The following is a 23727-nucleotide window of genomic DNA, read 5'->3' as shown; positions in this document are numbered from 1 at the left end:
TATAGAATCTTGGCTTTTTTGATGTTCATTTTTATGTTTCATTTACTTGCAATACTACAAGCTTCAAAATATATTATTTGTTAGCAGGCGTATTCATTACTTTCATCTGTGGGCAGTTCTCTTTTAAGAGTGAAATGAATTTTTCTTCTTCTAGTGGTACGAAAGTGGTCACTGAGTCAAATAAATTGTAATGGATTTCTAATTGTTGTCTAGTCCATTTTTTTGAATGAAGTTTTTTACCAGAGTATTTAACGTGACGAATATCTTCAAATGGAATTTCAGTATGAAAAATGAAACCGTGTTTTACAACAAGAGATGATTCCGTTATGTTGTAGTGAGAGAAATAGAATGAAGAAAGATTCACGATGTTTAATAGCATCATGAGGGTGAAAAAAATAGAATTTTCATTTTGGAAGAATAGCGAAATGAAAAAAATAATTATAAATAATGTAATAAAAATGACGTGGAATGGATTTTTTTTCGCTTTAAACTTCAAGTTAGTCACCTCAGTATACTTGTCCTTTAACTAAATTAAATCATAACATTGTGATAAAACGTGTGAATATGCAGAATTGCATATTCATACATTTTATTATTCATGTAAAATTTCTTGATGGGATAAATTCAAAAGAAGTTTTGTAATAGTGGAGTGGCATAAAGTGACTTACAAGAATAGAAAGATAGCGTTAGTCATAATTAGTTGTATGATGATTATGAGTAGTTGTGCTAATAAATTTGTTGAAGATAGAAATCGAAAGCATACATTTGTACAAGCAAGTAAGGTTTTAGTAGAGACTGTAAATAGAATATATAAAGTGAAACGTTAATCAGTGGGAGGCTTACTGCCCGGTAAATAGCGGGATAAAAAGTAAAAGGTGTTTTCTTATACGGAAACATCTTTTTTGTAGTTAAAATTGAATACTGAAGTTTTGGAATGAGTGAATACCGGTTTCATATTCACTAATCGCATATGTATTCTGTGCAATTTACTTAACGGTAAACCATAGGTCTTGAAGAATATTCATGTTCTATTTTACATCCTATAAAATGAATTTGTATAAACATATTCGCTTTTCGTTGTATTAAATCCTTTCGATAGATGTTTTTATAAAAGTTTATAAAATGGGCAAACGAAACGTTGAAATGTTTGTTTGTGTTGTGATAAGATGATGAAGTGATAATAAACGATATAGTGATTTGTTTGGTTTTTAAATAAACATTTTGAAGGAGTGTTTAGTGTGAGCGATATTTCAGAGAAGTTTTGGGATGCGTCAATAGAGGAATTAAAGAAAGGGTATGTGTTTGATGAAGAAAAAGAGGGGTACATTTGCTTAGCTTGTGGTGAAACATTTATTAAAGGTGTTATTTATCAAGATAATCAAGTTTTGTATGAAGCAGAGAAGTTCGTCCAATTGCATATTCAAAATGAGCATACGTCTATGTTTGATTATTTGCTAAATATGGATAAGAAATTTACTGGATTAACGGATTTACAAAAGAAAATGGTTCAGTTTTTCTATACGGGACTGAATGATAAAGAAATTGTAAAAGAGTTGGATGGCGGGAGTACATCAACAATTCGTAATCATCGATTTACACTGCGAGAGAAAATGAAGCAAGCAAAAGTATTTTTAGCGCTAATGGAATTATCAGAAGAAAAATCAAAAGTACAAACGAAATTTGTGCCAATTCATAGAACAGCAACGATGGTGGATGATCGATACAATATTACGGAAGAAGAAAATAATGAAGTATTAAAAGCTCATTTTCCAGAAGGATTGGATGGACCTCTCTCTAAATTTCCGAAGAAACAAAAGCGTAAATTAATTATATTGCGCCATTTAGTGAAGAAGTTTGATAGTAATAAAAAGTATACTGAAAAAGAAGTAAATACAGTGATAGAAAATGTATACCCTGATTTTGTAACTTTAAGAAGATATTTAATCGAATATGGATTTTTAGATCGAACAGCCGATGGAAGTCAATATTGGGTGAAGTTATAATCATACGAAAAGAAAATGAATAGAAGCACAGTATTATAACAACTATACAAAGAGATAGAGATTGAAAATAGATTTTTAATAAAAGGAGAAATGACATTTGAAACCACCTGCAGATAACAATAAAGAAGGTGCGGAGTCACATAAGTTGGAAAGTGAGAGTAAACCGATTTGGAAATCGATGTCGATGTTTTTAGTACCGTTATTATTAAGTAATGTACTACAATCGGTTGGACAATTATTTGGTATGGTAGTAGTAGGAAGATGGCTTGGAGTTAATGATTTAGCGGCTATATCAGCATTCTTCCCATTATTTTTCTTGCTCGTTTCATTTGTAATTGGTATAGGTTCAGGAAGCTCTATTTTAATTGGTCAGGCGTTTGGTGCTAAAAACGAAGATCGTTTAAAAGCTATCGTTGGTACGACGCTGACATTTACCTTTATTATTGGAGTTGTGTTGGCGATAATAGGCAGTATTTTTGCGATGGATATTATGCGTCTAATGGGAACGCCAGAAAATATCATTGAAATAAGTGTACATTATGCACGGATTTTATTTATATCGATGCCAGTATTATTTTTATATTTCGCATATACAACATTTATGAGAGGTACAGGAGATTCTAAAACGCCATTTTACTTTTTAATTGTAAGTACAGGGCTAAATATGATTTTATTACCAGTTCTTATTTTTGGATGGTTAGGGGCTCCGAAATTAGATGTGTATGGAGCAGCCTATGCCTCTGTTATATCTACAGTTATTACGTTTATTGTCATGCTTGTGTATTTAAAGAAGAAAAATCACCCATTACAACTAGATGGAACGGTTAGAAAATACCTTCGAATGGATGGGGAGTTATTAAAGCTATTACTAAGGCTCGGTATTCCAGCGAGTATTAATATGATATTAGTTTCATTATCTGAAATTGCCGTAATCGCATTTGTAAATCGTTACGGTTCGGATGCAACAGCTGCTTACGGCGTTGTGAATCAAGTTGCAAGTTATGTACAAATGCCAGCAGTTAGCCTTGGTATTACAGTTTCTATTTTTGCGGCACAATCGATTGGTGCGAATCAATTTGATAGATTGCAAAAAGTTGTGAAGGCCGGAATTATTATGAACTACGTCATCGGTGGTGTGTTAATATCTCTTATTTACTTATTCTCAAGAGACATTTTATCACTATTTTTAACGAGTCAAACTACAATTGAAATTGCTCATAGCTTAGTTATGATTACGTTATGGAGTTATTTAATTTTCGGTCATGCACAAATTATTAGTGCGACAATGCGAGCGAGCGGTACAGTACTTTGGCCAACTGTTATTGGAGTTGTTTCAATTTGGCTTGTAGAAGTACCCGTAGCATATTATCTTTCTTACCATACAAGTCTTGGAATAGAAGGCATTTGGATCGGGTATCCAGCAGCATTTATTGTCAGCTTACTATTGCAGTATGCATATTATAAGCTTTCATGGCAAAAGAAACGAATTACACGATTAGTTAGTTAAATAGAAAAATGTCCCTAAGTTATTAGACTTAGGGACATTTTTTCGTAAGTGCAGGTTTACAAATAGCTTTTTAAAGTTATATCAAAATGTTGTCTAATGAGTGTTTTATCACTCATATAAAACTCCCATGCTTTTTCCGATTCACCGATAATCTCAAAGGATTCCTCTGTAATATATAAAGCGCAATTATCCTCCAGTGCAATTCCTTCTATATTCCCTTGATGATTTTGTAAAAAGGAATGGAAGGCGTTCATTCTGTTTAATTGATTATAATGTGGACAGAATCTTTTATTAACAATTCCCCAACCGTTACTCTCTATATAACCAGAACCCTCATAATCTGATCGGATACTAGACGTGAACCAACACATAGCACCAGCGCTATAACCAGCAATAAGTGTTCCTTGTTGCAGAGCCAATAATAATTTTTCATCGAGTCTATGTTCTTTCCATTGCGTAAGCATGTGAATATAGTTCCCGCCACCTAGATAAATTAAATCGGCTGAATGAATCATCTCGTCTATTTCATACTTAGAAGGTGAATCTGTTGTAATGCGTAAAATTTGTACTTCACAATGTAATTGTTTTTCAAACGTGTCTAAAAATAATTTTATATAGCTTTCATCATCATGACTAGCCGTTGGAATAAACAATATTTTTGGGTACTGTTTATTTGTTAATTCTATAAGGCGTTCATTAATAGGCAAGTGATTTGAATCTTGTAAATCACCGCCACCAATGACAGCTAATTTCATAGTAAAGCACCACCTAATTATTTTTGTTATATAAAAATTCGATAGAAGAGAGTTACATTCCTTCCGTAATGTAATCAATAATTAGAAAATGTAGCTTAAGTATATCGGAATAGTAAAGAAACTACTGACTATATATACCAATGCATTAGAAACCATACATTGATATATAATATTTCGTACTAATGTTTCAAAATATGGAAAAAATATGTTTAAATAGATATAATGACGCATGGATTCATATTGAATTTATACTTATATTTTAAAAGGGTATCGGAAATAATAGCGATTTTTTAAAACAGTTTTTACTTTTAATAGGAAGTTGTATTACAATATGTTAAAATTATTTCAATATATTTATTTAATATGAAATACAAAGAAGGAGCGTGAAAAAAGTGGATTTTCGATTTGAATTTACAACGAAGCTGAAAGAATACTTAGACGATGAGAAGGATGAAAAAATAATAAAAGATGGACACAGAGATGTAATTTTTCACTATTTATATGCGTTAGAGACTGAAATTGGCGTTGTTAAAAATCCTAATTTTACTTTTTTTGCATCAGGAAGACGTTCACATATAGTGTTAGAAAACGTTGAATTTAAAACAGAAGTAAATGTAAAAAGTAATATAATTGAAATTACAAAAATAGTGGATAATGTAGCTATTCCGTTAGATACTATCGTAGCGAAAGATCGGGAATTATTTGCACTTGGACGTAATGAGAAGTTTAGTGTACAAATATTAGAGCAGTATCTTTTTGATACATTTGGAGAAAAATTAGGTTTAAAATGAATGGAATAGCCTATGTATTTATGGGTAGTTAATTTTCATATATATCATTTACGTTTGACCTTTCATTTAATTTATACTACAATTCGTAGTGTGAAAGGAGTTGTACAATGTTTACTCAAAACTATAAGTTAAATGAGCACGGGTTAAATCATTTCTTTGGACCGCTTGAAGCGAAAATTATGGAGATTGTTTGGTCTAGCGATGGTATTACTATTAAAGAAGTGCAGCAGAAATTAAGTGAAGAATCACCTGTGAATTTTAACACTGTTATGACAGTTATGAACAGGTTAGTAGAGAAATTACACTTAGAAAAACAGACTGTGAAAAGAAGTGGTATATATCGTGCTGTACAAACAAAAGAAGAATTCTTATCCAATCAAACGAAGAAAATGACACAGGAATTGATGGGGGAATTTGGAGATTTAGTTGTAAATCATATGTTAGATGAGTTAGAGCAGGCTGATCCGACTTTAATAAAAAAGTTAGAAGACAAATTGAGTCAGTTAAAAAGAGAGGATTAATGAAATGAAATGGCAAATGCGTAAAATCGTATTGTTAGCAGTAATTGTTAGTATCCTCTTTTTCAGTATGTTAGTGTATTACGTTACATATCCATTTCTGTTTCAAAATAAGATGTTCCTTCTTTCAAATTTTTGCTTGTTCCAGTTAGAAAAACATATGAAAGAATTATCGCTGATTCGTATTATAATCGCTGGATTATTATTACTTACTGTATTAATCGTGTGCAAAAGAATTTGGCGACAATTTTTCTATAGTAAAAAATTACAAAAAGTACTTATCCCTTTCGTCCGAAAAAGAAAACAAATATATATATTGCCGACTAAGGAAGTTGCGGCATTTACAATTGGGCTATTTCGTCCGAAAGTTGTCATGTCAGAAGGGTTGCTTCAAACATTTTCAAATGAAGAAATTGATGCGATTATTTTCCATGAAGAATATCATCAAAAGAATTGGGATCCGCTAAAATTATTTTGTTTTACGCTATTAGCAGAAGGAATGATGTACATACCGATATTAAAAGGGTTGTTACAGCGATATCATACGTATCAGGAGCTAGCTGCTGATAAATATGCGATGCAAAAAATGGAATCTTCATTTGAGTTAGGTAGCGCGTTATTAAAATTAATTAAAATAAAGACAATGGAAAATCGATGTGTTACAGCTTCATTTGCAAAAACAGCAATAAATTTACGAATCGAGCAAGTGTTAAATGAAAAGGTTGTTAAGCTTACTATTCCGTTACATACGAATTCGGTATATGTAACAGTAGGTTTATTCTGTATGTCGGTTGTACTTATTGTCGGAGAGTGCATATAGCCTCTTTTTTTAAGAATAAACACTACTCATTGTAGTGTTTTAGGGGGAATAAAATGAATGCAGCAGATTTAACAATTTGGCTTGTGGCTGGGGCGGGAGTATTGTCATTTATATCACCGTGCTCTTTACCGCTATATCCATCTTACTTATCATATATTACAGGTGTGTCTATTCAAGATTTAAAAGAAAATCGTGGGATTATGCAAAAATCAGCGATTATACATACAGTATTTTTTATGATCGGATTTTCGGTTATATTTTACGCGTTAGGTTTATCGGTAAGTTGGATTGGAATAACATTTTCATCTAACCAAAAATTGATTCAACAAATTGGTGGGATTTTTATTGTTTTAATGGGGCTATTTATGACGGGCTTGTTTCAGCCTAAGTGGCTTATGGCAGAGAAAAAGGTGCAGTATAGAAGTAAATCGACTGGATATATTCGCTCGATTTTAGTCGGTATGACATATGCAGCCGGTTGGACGCCATGTGTTGGACCGATATTTTCAGCTGTACTCATGCTTGGCGCGACGAATCCTGAAGGGGCGCTTCTTTATATTACAGCGTATACTCTTGGGTTTGCGGTTCCATTTTTCGTGATGGCATTCTTTATTGGGAAGGTAAAATGGATTGTTACATATGCCAATGTCATGATGAAAATTGGCGGTGGAATGATGATTGTAACAGGTATTTTATTGTATACAAATCAAATGACGAAAATTACAGCATTCTTTATTCGTCTATTCGGTGGATTTACAGGTTTTTAAAAATGAGGAGGAAGAAAAGTGAAGAAACTAATTGCTATTATACTAGTAGGTGCTCTCGCTTGGGCGGGGGTTAACTTTTATAATTCAAAGAAAGAAGAAAAGGAAAGAAAAGCAAAGCAAGCAGAGTTACAAGAGAAAGAAGTATTACCACAAGTAGGTTTTAAAGCACCTGGCATCACATTAAAAGGATTAGACGGAAAGTTGCAGTCGTTAAATGATGCCAAGGGAAAACCATATATTATTAATTTTTGGGCATCATGGTGTGGGCCGTGTGAAATGGAGGCACCTGACTTAGTTCATATGTATGATAAATATAAAAAGGATGTTGAAATTTTTGCGGTGAATGCAACTGTTAGTGACCCAGTACAAGAAGCAAGCGCATTTGCTAATCGCTATGGATTTGAGTTTCCGGTTCTACTAGATATGGACGGAGTAGCTGGACTAGATTATAAAGTATTCTCTTTACCGACGACATTTTTTGTTAATAAGGATGGAATTATAGTAGATCATGTACGAGGTGTATTGCCACCAGATCAATTAGAAAAGAAATTTAAGAAATTGATTGAGAGCTAAAAGGGGATTTCGTGATGATGGAGTGGATCGTGAGATTACAACCCGTATCTCTTATAATTGGAAGTCTATTTGGATTTATGTTGATGAAACGAAAGATGAGGCATCAAAATGTATCATATGAAAAAATGATGGATGCCGTAACAAATGCGTTTCTTATCATCGTATTTGTATGGAAGTTTGCACCAGCAATTTTAAATCCTGTATGGGCTTTTGGATCGCCAGTGCAAGCAATATTAGCTGTTGGAAGTATGCAACATATTGTAGTAGGATGCGTAATTGCTAGTGTATACATTGTTTGGAAAAGTAAAAAGGAAGAATTTTCGCTTCGTATTTTACTTGATGTACTGCCTTTTGGATTGTGTGTGAGCATTATCTTTTATTTTCTATTTCATCATGAAGTAGGTGCACAAACGACACTACCATGGGGAATGAAAATATATGAATCTAAACTATTATATCACCCTATTTTCGTATACGAGATCATCCTTGCTCTTTGTATAATGGGCTTGTTATGGATGAAAAATGAAAGGCTCGGAAATGGAAGGAATATAAGTATTTTTCTAATTGTTGAGGGGTTTGCTCATATTATTATTTCGCTTGTTAGTGAACAAAATTCGGTTCTGTTTGGTCTATCAGCACAGCAAATAATGAGCTTTTGTATTATTAGTTTAGGGATTTTGTTGGTGCCTAAAAAATAAAAAATAGCCATTAACGGATATTCCCCGTACATGGCTATTTTTTTATTACATATATTAAAAAATCGGCGGAGTAACAGAAAATAAGACTACCGCATTTTTCTCAAAATGATTCACCCATTTATGCTTTAAATAAGCAGGTATTTTTACACTGTCACCAGTTTCTAATACGTATTCTTCCTCATTTAAATATAATGTGATTTTCCCCTCTAAGACAAATGCTAATTCTTCTCCTTTATGTTCTAGCACATTTTCTGATGAAGCTGTATTAGGCGGGACGGTCATAATTGCTGTTGCTAAATTTCCAGTGAAATCAGGTGAAAGCATTTCATATGATAAATTATCGATAATCATTTTCTTTCGTTTATGGGAACGTACAATTAAATCGTCTGTATTTGTATCTTCAAGTAAAAAGCTAAATGTTGGCACATCAAGAGCTTTAGCAAGCACTTTTAATGTTTGAATAGAAGGGTTAGCGGACCCACGTTCAATTTGACTTAACATAGATGGTGTAATATTGGCCATCTTTGCTAGTTCTTTACTAGTTAAACCTTTTTCTTTTCTTTGTTTTTCAATTTTTTTACCAATATCTATATTTTCCATAATGAAAATCTCCTTAAGGGTTATTAAATTATATTTAAATAAATTAAATTAAAATTAACTAAAGTGAACGATTTGTGTTAAACTATATTAAAATTAATTTAATTATAATTTATTATATGGTGAGCTACAAGGATATAAGGAGGAAACAAAATGAAAGAAATAGGGGCATTACAAGCAGAATACCCATTAGTGAATAAACTTATTGCAACAGAAGAAGTATTTTGGATAAACCCACACATAGAAAAGTATGAAAGGGCAATAAAAGATTCACCACTTAATGAAGAGAATGTAAAAGATGCGGAAGAGAGATTAAAGCGTTTTGCACCATATATTGCGAAAGTTTTTCCTGAAACGAAAGGGACGAACGGCATAATCGAATCACCTTTAGTAAAAATACCTTCTATGAAAGAAGCTTTAGAGACAACTTACAAGCAACCTATTTTAGGAGAATTATTATTAAAATGTGATAGTCATCTTCCGATATCAGGATCAATTAAAGCTAGGGGCGGCATTTATGAAGTGTTGAAACATGCTGAACAACTAGCATTGCAGCACGGTATGTTAACAGAAGAAGATGATTATTCCATTTTAGATAGTGATACATGTAGAGAGTTTTTTGCCAAACATTCAATTGCAGTAGGTTCTACAGGGAATTTAGGACTTAGCATAGGGATTATGAGTGCGAATCTAGGTTTTAATGTAACTGTTCATATGTCAGCAGACGCAAAAGAATGGAAGAAAGATTTATTAAGAAGTAAAGGTGTAAACGTTATTGAATATGAAGATGATTATAGTAAAGCAGTAGAAGAAGGAAGAAGACAAGCGGATGCGGATCCTAGCTGTTATTTTGTAGACGATGAAAACTCACATGATTTATTTTTAGGATACGCAGTAGCAGCATCACGATTACAAAAGCAATTAGAAGAGTTAGAGGTTGTAGTAGATAAAGATCATCCTTTATTTGTTTACCTTCCGTGCGGAGTAGGAGGAGGACCGGGTGGAGTAGCATTCGGTTTAAAGTTATTGTATAAAGACAATGTTCATTGTTTCTTTGCAGAGCCTACGCACTCTCCATGTATGTTACTCGGCTTAATGACAGGCCTTCATGACAAAATTGCCGTTCAAGATATCGGAATTGATAATGTAACAGACGCGGACGGACTAGCGGTAGGAAGACCGTCTGGATTTGTCGGGAAAACGATGGAACCATTTTTGAGTGGGAATTACACAGTAAGCGATGAAGAGTTATATAGATTGTTAAAAGAACTAGCTGATACGGAGAATATTTATTTAGAGCCTTCTGCACTAGCAGGTATGATAGGGCCAGTGAAAGTATGTAAAGAAGATGAGTATTTACAAAAGCAACAGTTAACAGAGAAGGTGAAAAAAGGTACTCATATTGTGTGGGGAACGGGTGGAAGTATGGTTCCAAAAGATGTAATGAATGAATATTATAGGAAAGGTTTGGAATTAACGGTATAAGAAAAATGAGGCTAGTTGTAGCCTCATTTTTTCATGTACATAAAAATCTTTGTTATTTTCACAATAGTTCTTTATAGTATATATAAAGGATAACTAATATTGAATAAATACAACAAAAAGCTTTATTTTACATAATAAGAGGATGTGTATACGATGTCATTACAGACTAAATATATAGCGGGTATTTCGCTTGGGGTTATGGGTGTAGGCTTTGCGGCTTCTATCCCTTTTCAAGGAACGATAGCTGGAGAGATTATACAAGGGGGATTTGAAGCTGGGTTAGTTGGCGGGCTTGCAGATTGGTTCGCAGTTACAGCATTATTCCGTCACCCGATGGGAATTCCAATTCCGCATACAGCTTTGTTACCTAAAAACCGTAAACGAGTAACGAAAGGGCTCATCAATACGTTAGAAAATGAGTGGCTAACGAAAGAAAGTATTACGAATAAAGTAAAAGAAATGCAGCTAGCACAAATGGTGCTACAAATTGCAGAGAGAGAAATACAGTCTGATGCTGTGAAAAAAGGCATTGTAACGATTGCTGAGAAGGCGATTGTTTCAATCGATACAGAAAAATTAGCGGTTATTATTGAAAAAGAATTAAAGACGTATTTACATACAATTAATACAAGTAACATCTTACAAGTGCTTGTTGATCAATTAGTTGTGCAAGAATATGATGAGAAGACACTTGATTACATTTTAGTAAAAGTGAAAGATTGGACAGCGCAAGATGAAGCACGCTACCAGCTTGGAAGTTTAGGTATGAAGGCGATGGAAAATATAAAAGTAGATGGATTCTTACAGTTTACATTGAAATCGTTTATGAATATTGTAGATGAAGATAAAATTGGCGGCATTTTGCAGAAGTTTATTATTAGCAATATTAACAGCTTACAAGATGCAGATAATAGCACGAGACAACTTATATTAGCGAAAATTCGTCAAGAAATTATAAATGTAAAAGAAAATGAAGCGTTACTACAAGAATTAGAAAATTGGAAAGAAAAATGGATTGCCAATTGGAATGCTACTGACAAAATAAAAGAGATGCTAGAGCAAGTACAGCAAAGAGCAGTTGCTTTTGTAAATAATGAAGAATTTGCTGATAAATATGTTATTCCATTTTTACAAAAACAAATGAATAAAATAAAAGAAGATGAACAGACAGTTCAAAAAATAGAAGATTGGTTACAAAAACAAGTTGTAAGTCTTGTTGAGAAGAACCATTCGAAAATTGGTAAGCTTGTACAAGAAAACCTTGATAAGTTAGATGATAAGACGTTAATCGAAATGATTGAAAATAACGTCGGTAAAGATTTACAGTGGATCCGAGTAAACGGGGCTGTTTGCGGATTTATGATTGGATTAGTGTTAGAAGGAATTAAAGCGATTATATGAGAAAAACCTTCCGCAATTGCGGAAGGTTTTTTATTTTTCGAGAACACTCATATTCAAATTATAAGCTTTCTCAATATTTAACTTGTACGTCCCATTTCCAGTTTTAATCGAATTTTTATACCAATGTTCTTGGTTGTTTAATTCTGGATGTTCTTCTGAAGAAGTATTTTCGTTTTTCGTTAAATCTTCTACTTGTTCCCAAGGTGTACTTCCATGTGTTTCTTTTTGATTCGTTACTGCTGTTAAAGATATATCACTTTCTTTTGCAAGATGGACAGACACTCTTGAGCTTTCCTGTACAAACCAATTATTTTGTAATTGACCTGGATAAAGAGATAGTTCGTTATTTGAAGCGCGGATTTCCACATTTTTATTTTGCGGAAGAACAAGCGTTGGTTTCACCTGTGGTGCTGAATTAAATAACGTATGCTGAACAGGTAATGATTTTAAAGTGATATACATCGTTTCTCCAGCCGTTTGAACTGAAAGGAAATCATCTCGTTTTAAATTGAGTTTTTCATTTGCTTTCGTTGTCATTTCATAAGTTCCCAAAAGATGAATTTGATTTGTATTATTTCCCTCTATCGTTAGAGGCTGATGTCCTGCATCTACTACGATTTTTTTGATAGATTCAGGTATATCAAATTGTCCGTCTGGAATATTACTCGTTTGCCTCGTTGTGTTAATAGAGTGACGAACTTCTTCTAGTAATCCAGTTGATAATAAACAGTAAAAAGCAATTCCGACGCTTCCTAAAACGCCGATAAAGAAAATACTAAAAATATCATATTTAATAAATGATTGTTCCTTCTTAGAAAATAGAAGATATAGTAAAACTTCGGCTCCAAGTATGATAAGTAAAACTGGCCACCATGCAGTTAGTGTATCTAATACTTGAATTCCTTTTACGACTGAAAATAGTAAAAAGCATCCTAACGATATAATAGAAAGCCCCATTGAGAATGTTCCAACACGCCAAGTCCTCATTCGTTTGTCCCACCTTTGTTTTCTTTATTTCCAAGTAACAATTTAAAGCCGCCGCCAATTAAAAGGAGCGCAACGATAGATGTTTGGAAATAGCGATAATATAGTTCACTAAGATGAATATTAAATATAGTTGCAAAATAATCATTCAAAATAGGAAGGACTGTTTGATTTAATAAATAATAACCACCGAGTGTAATTAATCCGATACCGATCCATCTTTGATGATTTATAAAATAATCGATAATGGGTTCGTCTTGAACTCGTTCTTTTCCGTATTTTGCTGTTTGCTGTAACGCATCAAAAAAGCTATAGAACCAAATGATTGGTACTAAAAACAAAAATGCAGAAAGTCTTAATAAGTCGAGTAAATAAATAGATAGTAAGAAGGCTGCCATAAGCTGAAGACCACGGCGTTGTAAGCCTAAATACATATGACCTGCTCCAGGGAACATCGCTAAAATAGAAGCAAATGTTTTACTTTTCTTTCCCTGCTCTTGATGTTCTTCAAAATCTTCGAAAATAGTACGATCAATTAATTGCTCGTCGCGTTCTTTTTTCTGTAGTTGCTGAACAACGTCAAAGAAATTATAAATCCATAAAACAGGTAACGTAATAAGGAAGATAAGGAAACTTCCTTGAGATGTTAATAAAGTCACAAATATAATCATGCTGCCTAAGCCAGCGCAAGCGACTAAAAACGTAAGACCGCGTTGCATAAGTCCTAATTGGAAATGGCCAAGTCCAGGGATGATAGATAGGAGAATGATATAAAATCGTTCGCTCTCTTTAGAGGAATTTATCAATTCTCCAGCTTCTTGTTTTTTCGTTTGTTTTATAATGGTGATAACTAAATCTAGTAAGTTAATTGCCCATAGAACGGCTAGTAAAAATAGAGAAAGAAAAGCAATATCACGTTCTCTTACTACTATTGTACAAAATACTGCAAAGGAGAATAGAAATAAAGATCCTCCGCTATATAAAATAAACCGTCCTAGCTTTTTTAAGTATAAATGTCCAAGCCCAGGAATTAGCCCTAATACAAGTGCTAAAAAGGGATTTTTATTCATGCTTTGAACCTCCGTTCTTTTTGGATGTGTCTACCGATTTGTTTACAATTTGTTGTGAAATAGAAGACTCGTTATGTTTTGAAGATTTCTCGAAATTTGATGTCGCTGTAAAAATATATTGGAATAAACCACTTACCATAAAAATAATTGTAGCCGCAGTCGCAATTATGTAGTGAATGATTGTGCGCTTTAGTGAGTTTGTTTTTATATTTTTATTAGACTGTAGTGTTTCAAAATTAATTTGCGTCATAACTTCGTTCGTAAATGAATCATCATTTATCATTGGAAGGTTTTCATGTTGTTCATCAATACTTTCCATATAAAGTGCTAAACAATCATCACATTCATAAAGATGTTCTTCCATAGATTCACGTTCATTGCTTTCTATAAAATCTAATGTATAATTGCGCCAATCTTCTTTTGAATAATGCATCATAGAAACTCTTCCTCCTTCCAATGTTTTTTAATCCATTTTCGTGCCCGATACAGTTTCATTTCGACTGTTTTTACTTCGATGTTTTCCTGTAAAGCAATTTCTTGATAACTTTTTTCTTCTAAGTAATGTGCGAGAACGACGTCACGGTAATTTTCGGGAAGTTCTCTCAGTTTTTGAGCAATGAGTAATTTTTGCTCTTTCGTCAATAGTAAAGCTTCAATGTTATGAGAGGATTTTATATTTTCCTCTGTTTCTTTACATAAGGAGAGTTCTTCGTTTTCTCTAGCTTTCTTTCTCTTATAATCAATAGCGTGATTGGTGGCAATACGTGCCATCCACGTTTTTAATCCGCGAAATTGATAATTTGGGAGAGAGGTGTGAATTTTTACGAATACTTCTTGTGTAACATCTTTCGCATCTTCTTCATGTCTTAAAATAGAAAAGATAACTTGAAAAATATAATGACGATATGTTTGTACAAGGATACGAAAAGCATGCTCGCTTCCTTGCTTTGCTTTTTCAATTAATTGTTTTTCCTCAATCGGTCTCTCCCTCCTTTTTGACGCATTCTATTATATAGACGTAAAGAATGATAAGTCACCCTACACATATTGTAAAAAAAGAATAATATATTTTTTGTAGGAGAGCTAGATGAAAAAAGGTGTGAAAAAATGGTAAAGAGAAGTATATAATGAGCAAGTAGGAAATGTTACGGGAAGAAAGGATGTGAATGTTAGTAGGGGAAGGGCCATACTAACAAACATGAAAATTAAAATATTAATAGCGGATGATAACTCTTTTATTAGAGAAGGCATGAAAATTATTTTAAATACATACGAAGAGTTCGAAGTGGTAGATACTGTAAATGATGGGGAAGAAGCTGTAGCATATTGTAAAAAGCATGAAGTTGATATTGCTCTTTTAGATGTTCGTATGCCAAATATGAACGGTGTAGAGGCGACGAAGTTCATTTGTGAAGAGACGAAAACAAAACCGCTTATTTTAACGACGTTTGATGATGATGAGTATATTTTGGATGCAGTAAAAAACGGAGCGAAAGGTTATTTATTAAAAAATAACGATCCGGAGCGTATTCGTGATGCGATAAAAGGAGTATATAATGGTCAAACTGTTATGCAAGATGTTGTCCTCGATAAAATTAAGTCTAATTTAATGGAAAGTAAGGAGGAAGAATGTAAAATTGATAAGAGCCTTTTCACAGAAAGGGAGCTTAGTATTATCGCATTAATTGCAAAAGGTTTCTCAAATAAAGAAATTTCGAAACAGCTTTTTATATCTGAGGGAACAATTGCAAATTATATTACGTCAGTTTTAGGGAAAACTGGACTTGAACATCGCACACAAATTGCGATTTATTACTTAACAGGGAAAGTAGATTAATGATATGGAGTTTTGGTTAACTGTAAGTAAATTAATTGTCTTTTTATATATTGTGTTTAGTTATATTTACGCAAATGTAGCAAATTTACCATGGGTTATATTTACATTACTTATTTACCTCTCTGTAAACGTAATGATTTCTATATTTAAAAAAGATATGTATAAAAAAATATTAATCTGTATGTCCATTGGCATAGTTATGTTATTTACATGGAGGATTCATCCATTTTTTATTTTGTTTTTACCTTTGAACTTATACGAAATTACATTCCATTACATAGAAAAGAATTGGCCACGCTTTGTCGTTATGATGCTCCCAATTACGATTGCAGATGAAAGTATTCGAATGACTTATGGATTAATTGTTGCATTTTCTTTTCTCGTTTTAACTATGGCAGATCGATATATATCGCGTGTAGTAAAGCTTGAATCACAAAATGATAAGATGCGAAAAGATATGCAACGACTTACGAAAAGCTTACATGAAAATAAAGAGTACATAAGACAATCAGAATACACATTTAAGCTAGAAGAGAGAAATCGGTTATCGCAAGAAATTCATGATAAAATTGGTCACTCGATGACGGGTGCACTTATTCAAATGGAAGCAGCAAAAAGATTAATGGAAATAGATAAAGAAAAATCTGCGGAGCTATTACAAAATGCAATTCACATTTCAAAAGATGGAATTGAAAGTATTCGCATTACATTAAAAAATATGAAGCCACCAACTGAGCAAATTGGTATTCATCGTATGAAATTATTCATAGAGGAATTTGCCGGTAAGAATGATGTGAATATTCCTTTTGTATACAAAGGGAACTTAGATATGATTTCTCCCATTCAGTGGAAAATTATCGGTGAGAATGTTACAGAAGCACTAACAAATGCAATGAAATATGCTGATGCGACAGTTATTTCTATAGATATTCATGTGCTTAACAAGATGGTTAAGGTGCAAGTGAAGGATAACGGGAAAGGCGCAGCTTTTGTTAAGAAAGGTCTCGGTATTATGGGGATGGAGGAGCGAACAGCATCAGTAAACGGAAAAATTATTGTAGATGGAACAAGTGGTTTTTCAGTGACAATGTTGTTTCCGATATAAGAGAATGGGATGAAGATGAACCATCTCATATGAAAAAAGTGAATATTCTCATGTGAAAAGAATGAATTTCTGCACTGAGCAGGTTCATTCTTTTTGTTTATAATAACAGCAGAGAAACCGAAATAGGGGTGAAATGATGAATACATTAGAAATTAAAAATTTAACGAAAAAATTTGGTGATTTCATCGCAGTTGATAATATGTCTTTATCTATTAAAGAAGGAGAAATATTTGGCTTTTTAGGATCGAATGGTGCTGGTAAGAGTACGACAATTAATATGATTGCTGGTTTGTTAAGAAGTAATGAAGGTGAAATTAGCATACTAGGAAAAAATATAAAGAAACATAATCGATTTGCAAAGATGAATATTGGTATTGTTCCGCAAGATATTGCGATTTATGAAGAGTTAACTGCTTATGAAAATGTGAAGTTCTTTGCTGGATTGTACGGATTAAGAGGGGCCGAACTAAGAGCGAGAGTAGAGGAAGCACTTCAATTTGTAGGACTTAGTGATAAACAGAAAAGTTATCCGAAAAACTTTTCTGGCGGGATGAAAAGAAGATTGAATATTGCTTGTGCAATTGCACATAGACCGAAGTTAATTATTATGGATGAACCGACAGTTGGAATTGATCCACAGTCAAGAAACTATATTCTTCAGTCTGTCCGGAAGTTAAATGAAATGGGAAGCACTATTATTTATACGAGTCACTACATGGAAGAGGTAGAAGAGATTTGTACGAAAATAGCGATTGTAGATCACGGTAAAGTGATTGCAGAAGGTACGAAAGAACAGTTAAAAGCAATTATTACTGATACGAAAGATATTTGGATTGAAGTGAAGTCGGTGGAAAATTTAGACGTGGAAAAATTAAAAGAGATAAACGGTGTGAAAGCAGTTCAAATTGAAGAAAACGTAATTAAAGTGAATTCTGATGCGGGATTAAATAATTTAAATAAAATCATTCAACACTGTATCAATCATGATATTGAAATTCGTTCATTAGAGGAGCAGGCTCCCAACTTAGAAACAGTATTCCTTACATTGACGGGAAGAAACTTACGAGATAAATAAAAAGTAAATGAAGAAAAGGTAAAGGGAGGTTCATCAATTGAACATCTTCAATATTGCAATTATGCATATTAAAAGAGATTTCAGAGACGTAAGAACTTTAGTTTTTATGTTAGCATTTCCGATTGTGCTTATGCTTGTGTTAGGAACAGCGTTAACCAACGCATTTAATAGTGATAGTCATTCGATTAAAGATATACAAGTGCTATATAAAGATGAAGCGAGTAGCACGTTTTCTCAATCATTTGAAGCATTTACGAAAGAAGTGGATAAATCAGGTATTCATTTTAAAAAAGCTTCCGGCAGTATAGATGGGAAAGAAGAAGTGAAGAAAAATAAATATGCTGCTTATGTAGAGTTAAATAAAGATGGTGCAAAATTTTATGGGAGTGACAAAAGTAGTATTGAGGGAAGTATTGTGGAGGGAATGCTTACAACATTTGTTGATAAGTACAATGTAGCGGTCGAAGTTGCAAAAGTAGATCCTACTAAGGTTAGTACGGTTATTTCAAACGGAAATCATAATGATTATATAAAAGAAACATCTTTACAAGCTGCGAAAAAACCAGGTTCTATGGATTACTATGCGGTTGTAATGACAACGATGATTGCACTATATGCTGCGATGGGAGCGAGTTCTTTAATTCGAGGAGAACGAATACGTAAAACAGGAGATCGTCTCATTGCTGCACCTATAAGTAAAGCTGAAATATTCATTGGAAAAGTACTTGGTAGCCTAGTAGCAAATGCCCTGTGCATATTACTCGTCATGTTATTTAGTAAATTTGTTTTTCAAGCGAATTGGGGCGACCATCTTGGAATCATATTTCTTATTTTATTAACACAAGTCTTTCTAGCAATTAGCTTCGGTTTAGGAATCGGATATATCACGAAAACAGCTGAAGCGTCTAGGGCAATTATTATGGTTGTTGTGCAATTAGCTTCTATTTTTGGAGGTGCATATTTCGTAGTAGAAGAAAATTTCGTTACGAATTTATCGCCATTAACTTGGGCAAATACAGCTGTTATGAAAATTATTTATGCAAATGATGTAGGGGCAGCACTACCAGTCATTTCTTTAAACATTGGAATTTCAGCACTCTTTTTATTAATTGCAATTATTGCATTACGTAGACGGGAGGGGCTATAGCATGAAGGATATTTTATGGCTCATACAAAAAACGTTATCTGTGCTTTTGAAAAATAAAAAAAGTTTACTCATTATAATTAGCTTGCCGATAATAGGGACGCTCATTTCCTTTTCGATATACGGAAATGCAGGGCAAGGAACGTTAAATATCGGGATTGTAAATAAAGAAAATGAGCCAATAGCAAATGATACGATAAAGTTTTTAGAAGGATTAAATCATGTGAATGTGAGTAAGGTTAAGGAGTCTGAAGTAGAAGATAAACTCACTTCCAAAAAACTTGATGGAGTTATTACATTAGATTCTGGTTTTTCAAAAAGTGTTCGAGAAGGGAAACCAGAGCATATTGAAATTTCATCGATTAAAGGTGATCAAGTAACAGGATTTATAAAATCATATTTATATAATTATATTGATAATATAGCAGCTATTAGTAAAGTAGCAGGAACAGATCAAAGTATATTCGACAATATGTACGCAGGGTATCAAAAAAGTTCATTTAAAATGAAAACTGAGACGCTAGAAGATACTTCGAAAAATAAAGATATGACAAATCAAACGATGGGTTACCTTATTATGTTTATGCTGTTTTCAGCAGCGAACTTATCAGGTCATATTTTAAAAGAAAAAGAGAATAGAACGTACTTTAGACTATTATCAACGCCGATAGATGGGAAGAAGTTCATATTATCTAATGTCGGGGTAAATATGATAATACTAACAGTACAAATTTTGATTACAATCCTATTCCTAAAGAATGTTTTTCATACGAATATCAATATGCCTTTCATAGTGATGATGGGCGTACTAATGCTATTTGCATTAATCGCAATTGGAATATCATTAGTCCTTGTAGCTTTTTCGAAAAACTCAGCATCGGCAAATGCGATGCAAAACATGGTCATTGTACCAACATGCTTACTAGCGGGTTGTTATTTCCCATATGACATTATGCCAAGTGCAGTACAAAAAGTAGCTAATTTTCTTCCACAGCGCTGGTTGTTAGACACAGTATCGAAACTACAACAAGGAATACCATTCTCGGAGTTGTATTTAAACATTTTAATTTTATTCGCTTTCGCAATTGCATTCTTCTTAATTGCTATTTATAAGTTTGGAAGAAATAATGATGCGAGGAATTTTGTTTAATGTGAAAAGGTGTGGCTTAATGCCATACCTTTTTTTGAAATTTAGAGTATCTTTTGTAGTATAGGAATGCTTTTGTAGAGCACTTCGTTATGTGAAGCATACAAAACATATTTATTTCCCTCTAGAAGAAAAACGCTATGTAGAACAGCGTTACCGTCACCATGTTTTGTAAGTAAATCACCGACGACTTTGCCGTCTGTCCATTTCAGTTTGGAATGTGAAGGGACGACTTGTAAATATTGAATTGTTTCCTCTCCATCTCCGGCAATGAGTGTCGTTTCAATATTTCTTTTTTGTATAATAAATCTATTTTCATTTAATGTATCGAGGAAAGGGTTTTTCGTTTTCATCTTACTATAAGGAAGAAATGTAATAGAAGAGCCGGATCTTATAAATAAATAATTTCCGTAATCTTTACAAGGAATAACATCTTGTAATCCTGGAAAGTAAATGTGTATCGCCTCAACTTTATTCATTTTATGTAAGATGCTTAAGTAACAAATATATTGTTCCACATAAAAATGAACGATATTTATTTTAGAAGAGGCATGGATAGGGAGAGTACCTCCAGTCCAATAACTATAATTTGGTGAAGATCCAGCGTTTGGTGTGCAGAGTATTATAAGCTGATTTACATCATTTTTATATGTTGCACTTTGAACGTAAGAACGTCCAAGAAGGCCGCCCATACTATGACAAATTAGATTTAGTTTATCGCAACCTGTAATCTTTTTAGCATAAGCAATCGTTTGTAATAAATATTTTTGTGTAGAAAAAACAATACGCTGCCGCCAGTCATAAAAACAGATGAACAAATCTTTATTTCGTTCGTACCCCATACTTTCTAGCATCATGATGAATGGTTCGTAAACAAATGCAGAAAGTCCAAAACTCCAATTACCAGTGCCGGGAATAATAATATTGCTCATTGAACCGAAAAGACCTGGGATAAAAACAATAGGAGTTTTCCCTTTTCTCATATTCGTATCTCCTTTAACTGTTTAGTATCAATAAAAATAAGAAATACATTTCGTATGAAAACATATTTAAATGAAACACTACGAAATAGTAAGGAATATGATTGGAAGGAAACCAAAATGATTAAAAAAATATTAAGAGTTACTTCTATTATTATTGCTATTTTCGTTTTTATTTTAATTTGGATGCATATCGATGTTACCTTAGGTAGGAAAATGGAAGCCGGGAAAAACATGCCGACAGAGTATGCGCCTCATTATAGTGACTTTCAATTATATGTAGAAGGGAAGTCTTTTTATAAACAATTATTTACTGATATAAGAGAAGCGAAAAGCTCCATCTACACTTATTTCTTCATTTTGTCGGATGATAAAAGTAGTCATACTTTTTTAAACTTATTAAAAGAGAAGGCAAAAGAAGGAGTAAACGTCTATTTATCAGTTGATCGCATTAATGATTTATCATTTGAAAGAAAGGTGATAAATGAATTGCGGAAAAGTGGTGTACATTTTACATATAGTAGAAAACCTACATTGCCATTCGGATTTTATTCACTTCACCATCGTAATCATCGCCGTATTACGACGATTGATGGGGAGATTGGCTATACAGGCGGATTTAATATAGGAGATGAGTACTTAGGGAAAGATAAGCGATTTGGATATTGGCGTGATTATCATGTACGACTTAAAGGAGAAGGAGCAAAAGATTTAGAACAGCAATTCGCTTTAGACTGGAAACGAGATACGAAAGAAGAGATAAAGAGAAGTACGAATAAAGCTAGTAAAGGGAATACATTACATACTATGACTAGTTACAATGGGCATTACGTTGCTGAAAAATATATAGAGCTCATAAAACAAGCTCAGCACTCCATTGTAATTGCAACGCCGTATTTTATAGCAAAAAATAAAGAGTCCATGAATGCTTTAATCGCAGCACAAAAGCGTGGTGTTACAGTAAAAATACTTTGGTCATATAAACCAGATCTACCTCTTATAAAAGAAGCGGCGTATCCATACATACGTCAAGCTGTTAATAATGGGATTACTGTATATGGGTATAAAAAAGGAATGTTCCATGGCAAATTAATGCTTATTGATAATGAATTAACCGTTATTGGTACAACAAACTTTACTTCGCGTAGCTTCAATATAAATGATGAAATGAATTTTTATATTTATGGTGGTCCTATTGTAGGACAAGTTAATAAGGCGTTAACAGAGGATTTTCATGATTCGAAAGAAATGACGAAAGAGTTTTTTGAAAAGTTATCTTTTTGGGAGCGTTGTAAGGAGAAAGTGGCGGGATTGGTTGACTTCTATTTGTGATGATGAATTAGGAAAGGGTGCCTACAAAAGACACCCTTTTTTGGTGGGAAATCATTATTTTTCATGCACCAACATCGTAACATCATCATTAATCAACGTCCCCACATGTTCGCCTAAACATATTTTTTTCATGACTCCAGGCTCATCAAAGTTAAAGACATGTGCTGGTAAATTGTAGTCCCGGGCAAGCAGTAATGCCGCTTGATCCATAACTTGTATATTTTGTCTAACGACATCATTATAGTTTAGTTTGCTGTACATTTTTGCTGATTTGTTATGCTTCGGATCACTTGTAAAAACGCCATCGACACCCTGTTTTGCGACTAATATGGCATCACTATTCATTTCAATGGCTCTTTGTACACTTGGATAATCTGTCGTCACGAACGGTTGCCCGTTTCCGCCTCCAAAGATAACGATATAACCGTTATCTAAATGGTGGACTGCACGCAAGCGAATGTATGGTTCAGCTACTGCATTAAATGGAATGGACGTCATAACGCGTACTTCTCTATTTGTTTTACTTGTTAAAACACCGCGAAGCATTAAGCTGTTAATGATTGTACCTAACGTACCGATATTATCAGCTTCTACGCGATCGATTCCCCATTCTTCAGCTAGATGCCCCCTAAAAATGTTACCGCCACCGATGACGATGGATACTTCGATACCTAAATCAACAATGGATAAAATTTCGTTTGCGATATGTTCTAATCGTTTGGAGTTAAAGCTATTTCCAGTTTGATCGGCAAGTGCACCGCCGCTTAATTTAATTAAGACACGTTTATATGGTCTCATAACAATTCCCCCTATATAGATCGCAATAAAAAAGGAACAAAGGCGAATGCCTTTGTTCCTTTTTAAGAAAATGAAAAAGAAAAGAAGAAGATAGGACGAAGTGCTTTGTATAGTTTTTCATAACATCCACTCCTTTTCATTTTGATTTGTTTTAAGTATATATCTTTTTGATTATACGAAACAATCTGATTACTTATCAAGTTTATTTTATCGTTTTTTAACAAAATGGTGTCAATGAAAAAAAGAAGAAAAATATTTGAATTTTTTGTGACGAACTTGTAGGTTTTTGTATGATTTTGTAGGTTCGCTTATAAGATGTGTGAGTAGCTTTTATAAATTC

The 23727-nt window shown here is 33.3% G+C and carries 26 protein-coding genes; 17 read left to right on the top strand and 9 right to left on the bottom strand.

Annotated features, from left to right (window positions below):
- Positions 1-73: 73 nt before the first annotated feature.
- Positions 74-496, bottom strand: coding sequence for a PH domain-containing protein (locus GBN91_RS07025; protein WP_000669066.1), 423 nt, complete (start codon positions 494-496; stop codon positions 74-76).
- A gap of 163 nt (positions 497-659) precedes the next feature.
- Here GBN91_RS07025 and GBN91_RS28755 point away from each other — a divergent pair, with 163 nt between their 5' ends.
- From GBN91_RS28755 to GBN91_RS07015, 3 genes are all read left to right on the top strand, one after another.
- Entirely contained in the window at positions 660-827 is a 168-nt protein-coding gene (locus tag GBN91_RS28755; RefSeq protein ID WP_000221433.1) for a hypothetical protein, read from the top strand.
- 411 nt (positions 828-1238) lie between these two features.
- Positions 1239-2003 (top strand): DUF2087 domain-containing protein, encoded by a 765-nt coding sequence (locus GBN91_RS07020; protein ID WP_001280279.1) that lies wholly within the window; start codon positions 1239-1241, stop codon positions 2001-2003.
- 97 nt (positions 2004-2100) lie between these two features.
- Positions 2101-3510 (top strand): MATE family efflux transporter, encoded by a 1410-nt coding sequence (locus tag GBN91_RS07015; protein WP_000804129.1) that lies wholly within the window; start codon positions 2101-2103, stop codon positions 3508-3510.
- A gap of 56 nt (positions 3511-3566) precedes the next feature.
- Here GBN91_RS07015 and GBN91_RS07010 read toward each other — a convergent pair whose 3' ends face one another.
- Positions 3567-4265 carry a peptidase E gene (locus tag GBN91_RS07010; protein WP_000762111.1) on the bottom strand — a complete coding sequence of 233 codons (699 nt, stop codon included), beginning with the start codon at positions 4263-4265 and terminating at the stop codon, positions 3567-3569.
- Positions 4266-4657: 392 nt separating this feature from the next.
- Between GBN91_RS07010 and GBN91_RS07005 the strand changes: the two genes are divergently transcribed.
- The 6 genes from GBN91_RS07005 (at position 4658) to GBN91_RS06980 (ending at position 8432) form a co-directional block, all read left to right on the top strand.
- Complete coding sequence (locus tag GBN91_RS07005) at positions 4658-5056, top strand: DUF3942 family protein (protein ID WP_000347525.1); 399 nt, start codon at positions 4658-4660, stop codon at positions 5054-5056.
- A 107-nt stretch (positions 5057-5163) separates the two neighbouring features.
- A complete protein-coding gene (locus tag GBN91_RS07000; RefSeq protein ID WP_000495053.1) occupies positions 5164-5577 on the top strand; it encodes a BlaI/MecI/CopY family transcriptional regulator in 414 nt (137 codons plus the stop codon).
- Between the two features lie 4 nt (positions 5578-5581).
- Positions 5582-6394, top strand: coding sequence for a M56 family metallopeptidase (locus tag GBN91_RS06995; RefSeq protein WP_152121355.1), 813 nt, complete (start codon positions 5582-5584; stop codon positions 6392-6394).
- Positions 6395-6447: 53 nt separating this feature from the next.
- Positions 6448-7161: a cytochrome c-type biogenesis protein CcdA gene (gene ccdA / locus GBN91_RS06990; RefSeq protein WP_000990443.1), complete on the top strand. Its 714-nt coding sequence runs from the start codon at positions 6448-6450 to the stop codon at positions 7159-7161.
- An 18-nt stretch (positions 7162-7179) separates the two neighbouring features.
- Positions 7180-7734, top strand: coding sequence for a TlpA family protein disulfide reductase (locus tag GBN91_RS06985; RefSeq protein WP_000733174.1), 555 nt, complete (start codon positions 7180-7182; stop codon positions 7732-7734).
- 17 nt (positions 7735-7751) lie between these two features.
- Positions 7752-8432: a prolipoprotein diacylglyceryl transferase family protein gene (locus tag GBN91_RS06980; RefSeq protein ID WP_025689552.1), complete on the top strand. Its 681-nt coding sequence runs from the start codon at positions 7752-7754 to the stop codon at positions 8430-8432.
- Positions 8433-8486: 54 nt separating this feature from the next.
- Here the strand turns inward: GBN91_RS06980 and GBN91_RS06975 are convergent, their stop codons facing one another.
- Entirely contained in the window at positions 8487-9032 is a 546-nt protein-coding gene (locus GBN91_RS06975) for a helix-turn-helix domain-containing protein (protein ID WP_000427653.1), read from the bottom strand.
- 150 nt (positions 9033-9182) lie between these two features.
- Between GBN91_RS06975 and GBN91_RS06970 the strand changes: the two genes are divergently transcribed.
- Complete coding sequence (locus tag GBN91_RS06970; protein WP_016122258.1) at positions 9183-10514, top strand: D-serine ammonia-lyase; 1332 nt, start codon at positions 9183-9185, stop codon at positions 10512-10514.
- 153 nt (positions 10515-10667) lie between these two features.
- The gene (locus tag GBN91_RS06965; protein ID WP_000058294.1) at positions 10668-11915 is read left to right on the top strand and encodes a DUF445 domain-containing protein; all 1248 of its coding nucleotides are present in this window, start codon (positions 10668-10670) and stop codon (positions 11913-11915) included.
- A gap of 30 nt (positions 11916-11945) precedes the next feature.
- Here the strand turns inward: GBN91_RS06965 and exsE are convergent, their stop codons facing one another.
- Genes exsE through GBN91_RS06945 form a run of 4 tightly spaced genes read right to left on the bottom strand, consistent with a single transcriptional unit; the run spans position 11946 to position 14890 of the window.
- Positions 11946-12902, bottom strand: a complete 957-nt coding sequence (gene exsE, locus GBN91_RS06960) for an exosporium protein ExsE (protein WP_001261426.1) — start codon at positions 12900-12902, stop codon at positions 11946-11948.
- A complete protein-coding gene (locus tag GBN91_RS06955; RefSeq protein WP_001039111.1) occupies positions 12899-13969 on the bottom strand; it encodes a hypothetical protein in 1071 nt (356 codons plus the stop codon). Before GBN91_RS06955 ends, exsE begins: the two co-directional genes overlap by 4 nt.
- A complete protein-coding gene (locus GBN91_RS06950; RefSeq protein WP_000972345.1) occupies positions 13962-14405 on the bottom strand; it encodes a hypothetical protein in 444 nt (147 codons plus the stop codon). Before GBN91_RS06950 ends, GBN91_RS06955 begins: the two co-directional genes overlap by 8 nt.
- Positions 14402-14890: an RNA polymerase sigma factor gene (locus GBN91_RS06945; RefSeq protein ID WP_071732568.1), complete on the bottom strand. Its 489-nt coding sequence runs from the start codon at positions 14888-14890 to the stop codon at positions 14402-14404. Before GBN91_RS06945 ends, GBN91_RS06950 begins: the two co-directional genes overlap by 4 nt.
- Positions 14891-15167: 277 nt before the next feature.
- On the opposite strand from GBN91_RS06945, the gene GBN91_RS06935 reads away from it, so the two are divergent.
- From GBN91_RS06935 to GBN91_RS06915, 5 genes are all read left to right on the top strand, one after another.
- Entirely contained in the window at positions 15168-15806 is a 639-nt protein-coding gene (locus GBN91_RS06935; RefSeq protein ID WP_000694093.1) for a response regulator transcription factor, read from the top strand.
- A 4-nt stretch (positions 15807-15810) separates the two neighbouring features.
- Positions 15811-16911: a sensor histidine kinase gene (locus GBN91_RS06930; protein ID WP_000397682.1), complete on the top strand. Its 1101-nt coding sequence runs from the start codon at positions 15811-15813 to the stop codon at positions 16909-16911.
- 136 nt (positions 16912-17047) lie between these two features.
- A complete protein-coding gene (locus tag GBN91_RS06925; protein ID WP_006915053.1) occupies positions 17048-17986 on the top strand; it encodes an ABC transporter ATP-binding protein in 939 nt (312 codons plus the stop codon).
- A 37-nt stretch (positions 17987-18023) separates the two neighbouring features.
- Complete coding sequence (locus tag GBN91_RS06920; RefSeq protein WP_001020154.1) at positions 18024-19133, top strand: ABC transporter permease; 1110 nt, start codon at positions 18024-18026, stop codon at positions 19131-19133.
- 1 nt (position 19134) lies between these two features.
- Positions 19135-20280: an ABC transporter permease gene (locus GBN91_RS06915; RefSeq protein ID WP_152121354.1), complete on the top strand. Its 1146-nt coding sequence runs from the start codon at positions 19135-19137 to the stop codon at positions 20278-20280.
- 41 nt (positions 20281-20321) lie between these two features.
- Here the strand turns inward: GBN91_RS06915 and GBN91_RS06910 are convergent, their stop codons facing one another.
- Entirely contained in the window at positions 20322-21260 is a 939-nt protein-coding gene (locus GBN91_RS06910) for an esterase/lipase family protein (RefSeq protein ID WP_152121353.1), read from the bottom strand.
- A 117-nt stretch (positions 21261-21377) separates the two neighbouring features.
- On the opposite strand from GBN91_RS06910, the gene cls reads away from it, so the two are divergent.
- Positions 21378-22589, top strand: coding sequence for a cardiolipin synthase (gene cls / locus GBN91_RS06905; RefSeq protein ID WP_016122263.1), 1212 nt, complete (start codon positions 21378-21380; stop codon positions 22587-22589).
- A gap of 54 nt (positions 22590-22643) precedes the next feature.
- On the opposite strand, the gene pyrH is transcribed toward cls, so the two are convergent.
- A complete protein-coding gene (gene pyrH / locus GBN91_RS06900) occupies positions 22644-23387 on the bottom strand; it encodes a UMP kinase (protein WP_001248059.1) in 744 nt (247 codons plus the stop codon).
- Positions 23388-23727 lie beyond the last annotated feature (340 nt).

This window comes from Bacillus sp. B1-WWTP-T-0.5-Post-4, from assembly GCF_009183795.1.
Lineage (GTDB): Bacteria > Bacillota > Bacilli > Bacillales > Bacillaceae_G > Bacillus_A > Bacillus_A cereus.
This window is presented reverse-complemented; position numbering and strand designations above follow the sequence as displayed.

Coding starts and splice junctions, on each gene's coding strand:
- ccdA (WP_000990443.1), top strand. CDS start 6,448: ATGAATGCAGCAGATTTAACAATTTGGCTTGTGGCTGGGGCGGGAGTA.
- GBN91_RS07010 (WP_000762111.1), bottom strand. CDS start 4,265: ATGAAATTAGCTGTCATTGGTGGCGGTGATTTACAAGATTCAAATCAC.
- GBN91_RS06915 (WP_152121354.1), top strand. CDS start 19,135: ATGAAGGATATTTTATGGCTCATACAAAAAACGTTATCTGTGCTTTTG.
- cls (WP_016122263.1), top strand. CDS start 21,378: ATGATTAAAAAAATATTAAGAGTTACTTCTATTATTATTGCTATTTTC.
- GBN91_RS06955 (WP_001039111.1), bottom strand. CDS start 13,969: ATGAATAAAAATCCCTTTTTAGCACTTGTATTAGGGCTAATTCCTGGG.
- GBN91_RS06970 (WP_016122258.1), top strand. CDS start 9,183: ATGAAAGAAATAGGGGCATTACAAGCAGAATACCCATTAGTGAATAAA.
- GBN91_RS06975 (WP_000427653.1), bottom strand. CDS start 9,032: ATGGAAAATATAGATATTGGTAAAAAAATTGAAAAACAAAGAAAAGAA.
- GBN91_RS06925 (WP_006915053.1), top strand. CDS start 17,048: ATGAATACATTAGAAATTAAAAATTTAACGAAAAAATTTGGTGATTTC.
- GBN91_RS06950 (WP_000972345.1), bottom strand. CDS start 14,405: ATGATGCATTATTCAAAAGAAGATTGGCGCAATTATACATTAGATTTT.
- GBN91_RS06935 (WP_000694093.1), top strand. CDS start 15,168: ATGAAAATTAAAATATTAATAGCGGATGATAACTCTTTTATTAGAGAA.
- GBN91_RS07000 (WP_000495053.1), top strand. CDS start 5,164: ATGTTTACTCAAAACTATAAGTTAAATGAGCACGGGTTAAATCATTTC.
- GBN91_RS06910 (WP_152121353.1), bottom strand. CDS start 21,260: ATGAGAAAAGGGAAAACTCCTATTGTTTTTATCCCAGGTCTTTTCGGT.
- GBN91_RS06965 (WP_000058294.1), top strand. CDS start 10,668: ATGTCATTACAGACTAAATATATAGCGGGTATTTCGCTTGGGGTTATG.
- exsE (WP_001261426.1), bottom strand. CDS start 12,902: ATGAGGACTTGGCGTGTTGGAACATTCTCAATGGGGCTTTCTATTATA.
- GBN91_RS06930 (WP_000397682.1), top strand. CDS start 15,811: ATGGAGTTTTGGTTAACTGTAAGTAAATTAATTGTCTTTTTATATATT.
- GBN91_RS06980 (WP_025689552.1), top strand. CDS start 7,752: ATGGAGTGGATCGTGAGATTACAACCCGTATCTCTTATAATTGGAAGT.
- pyrH (WP_001248059.1), bottom strand. CDS start 23,387: ATGAGACCATATAAACGTGTCTTAATTAAATTAAGCGGCGGTGCACTT.
- GBN91_RS06995 (WP_152121355.1), top strand. CDS start 5,582: ATGAAATGGCAAATGCGTAAAATCGTATTGTTAGCAGTAATTGTTAGT.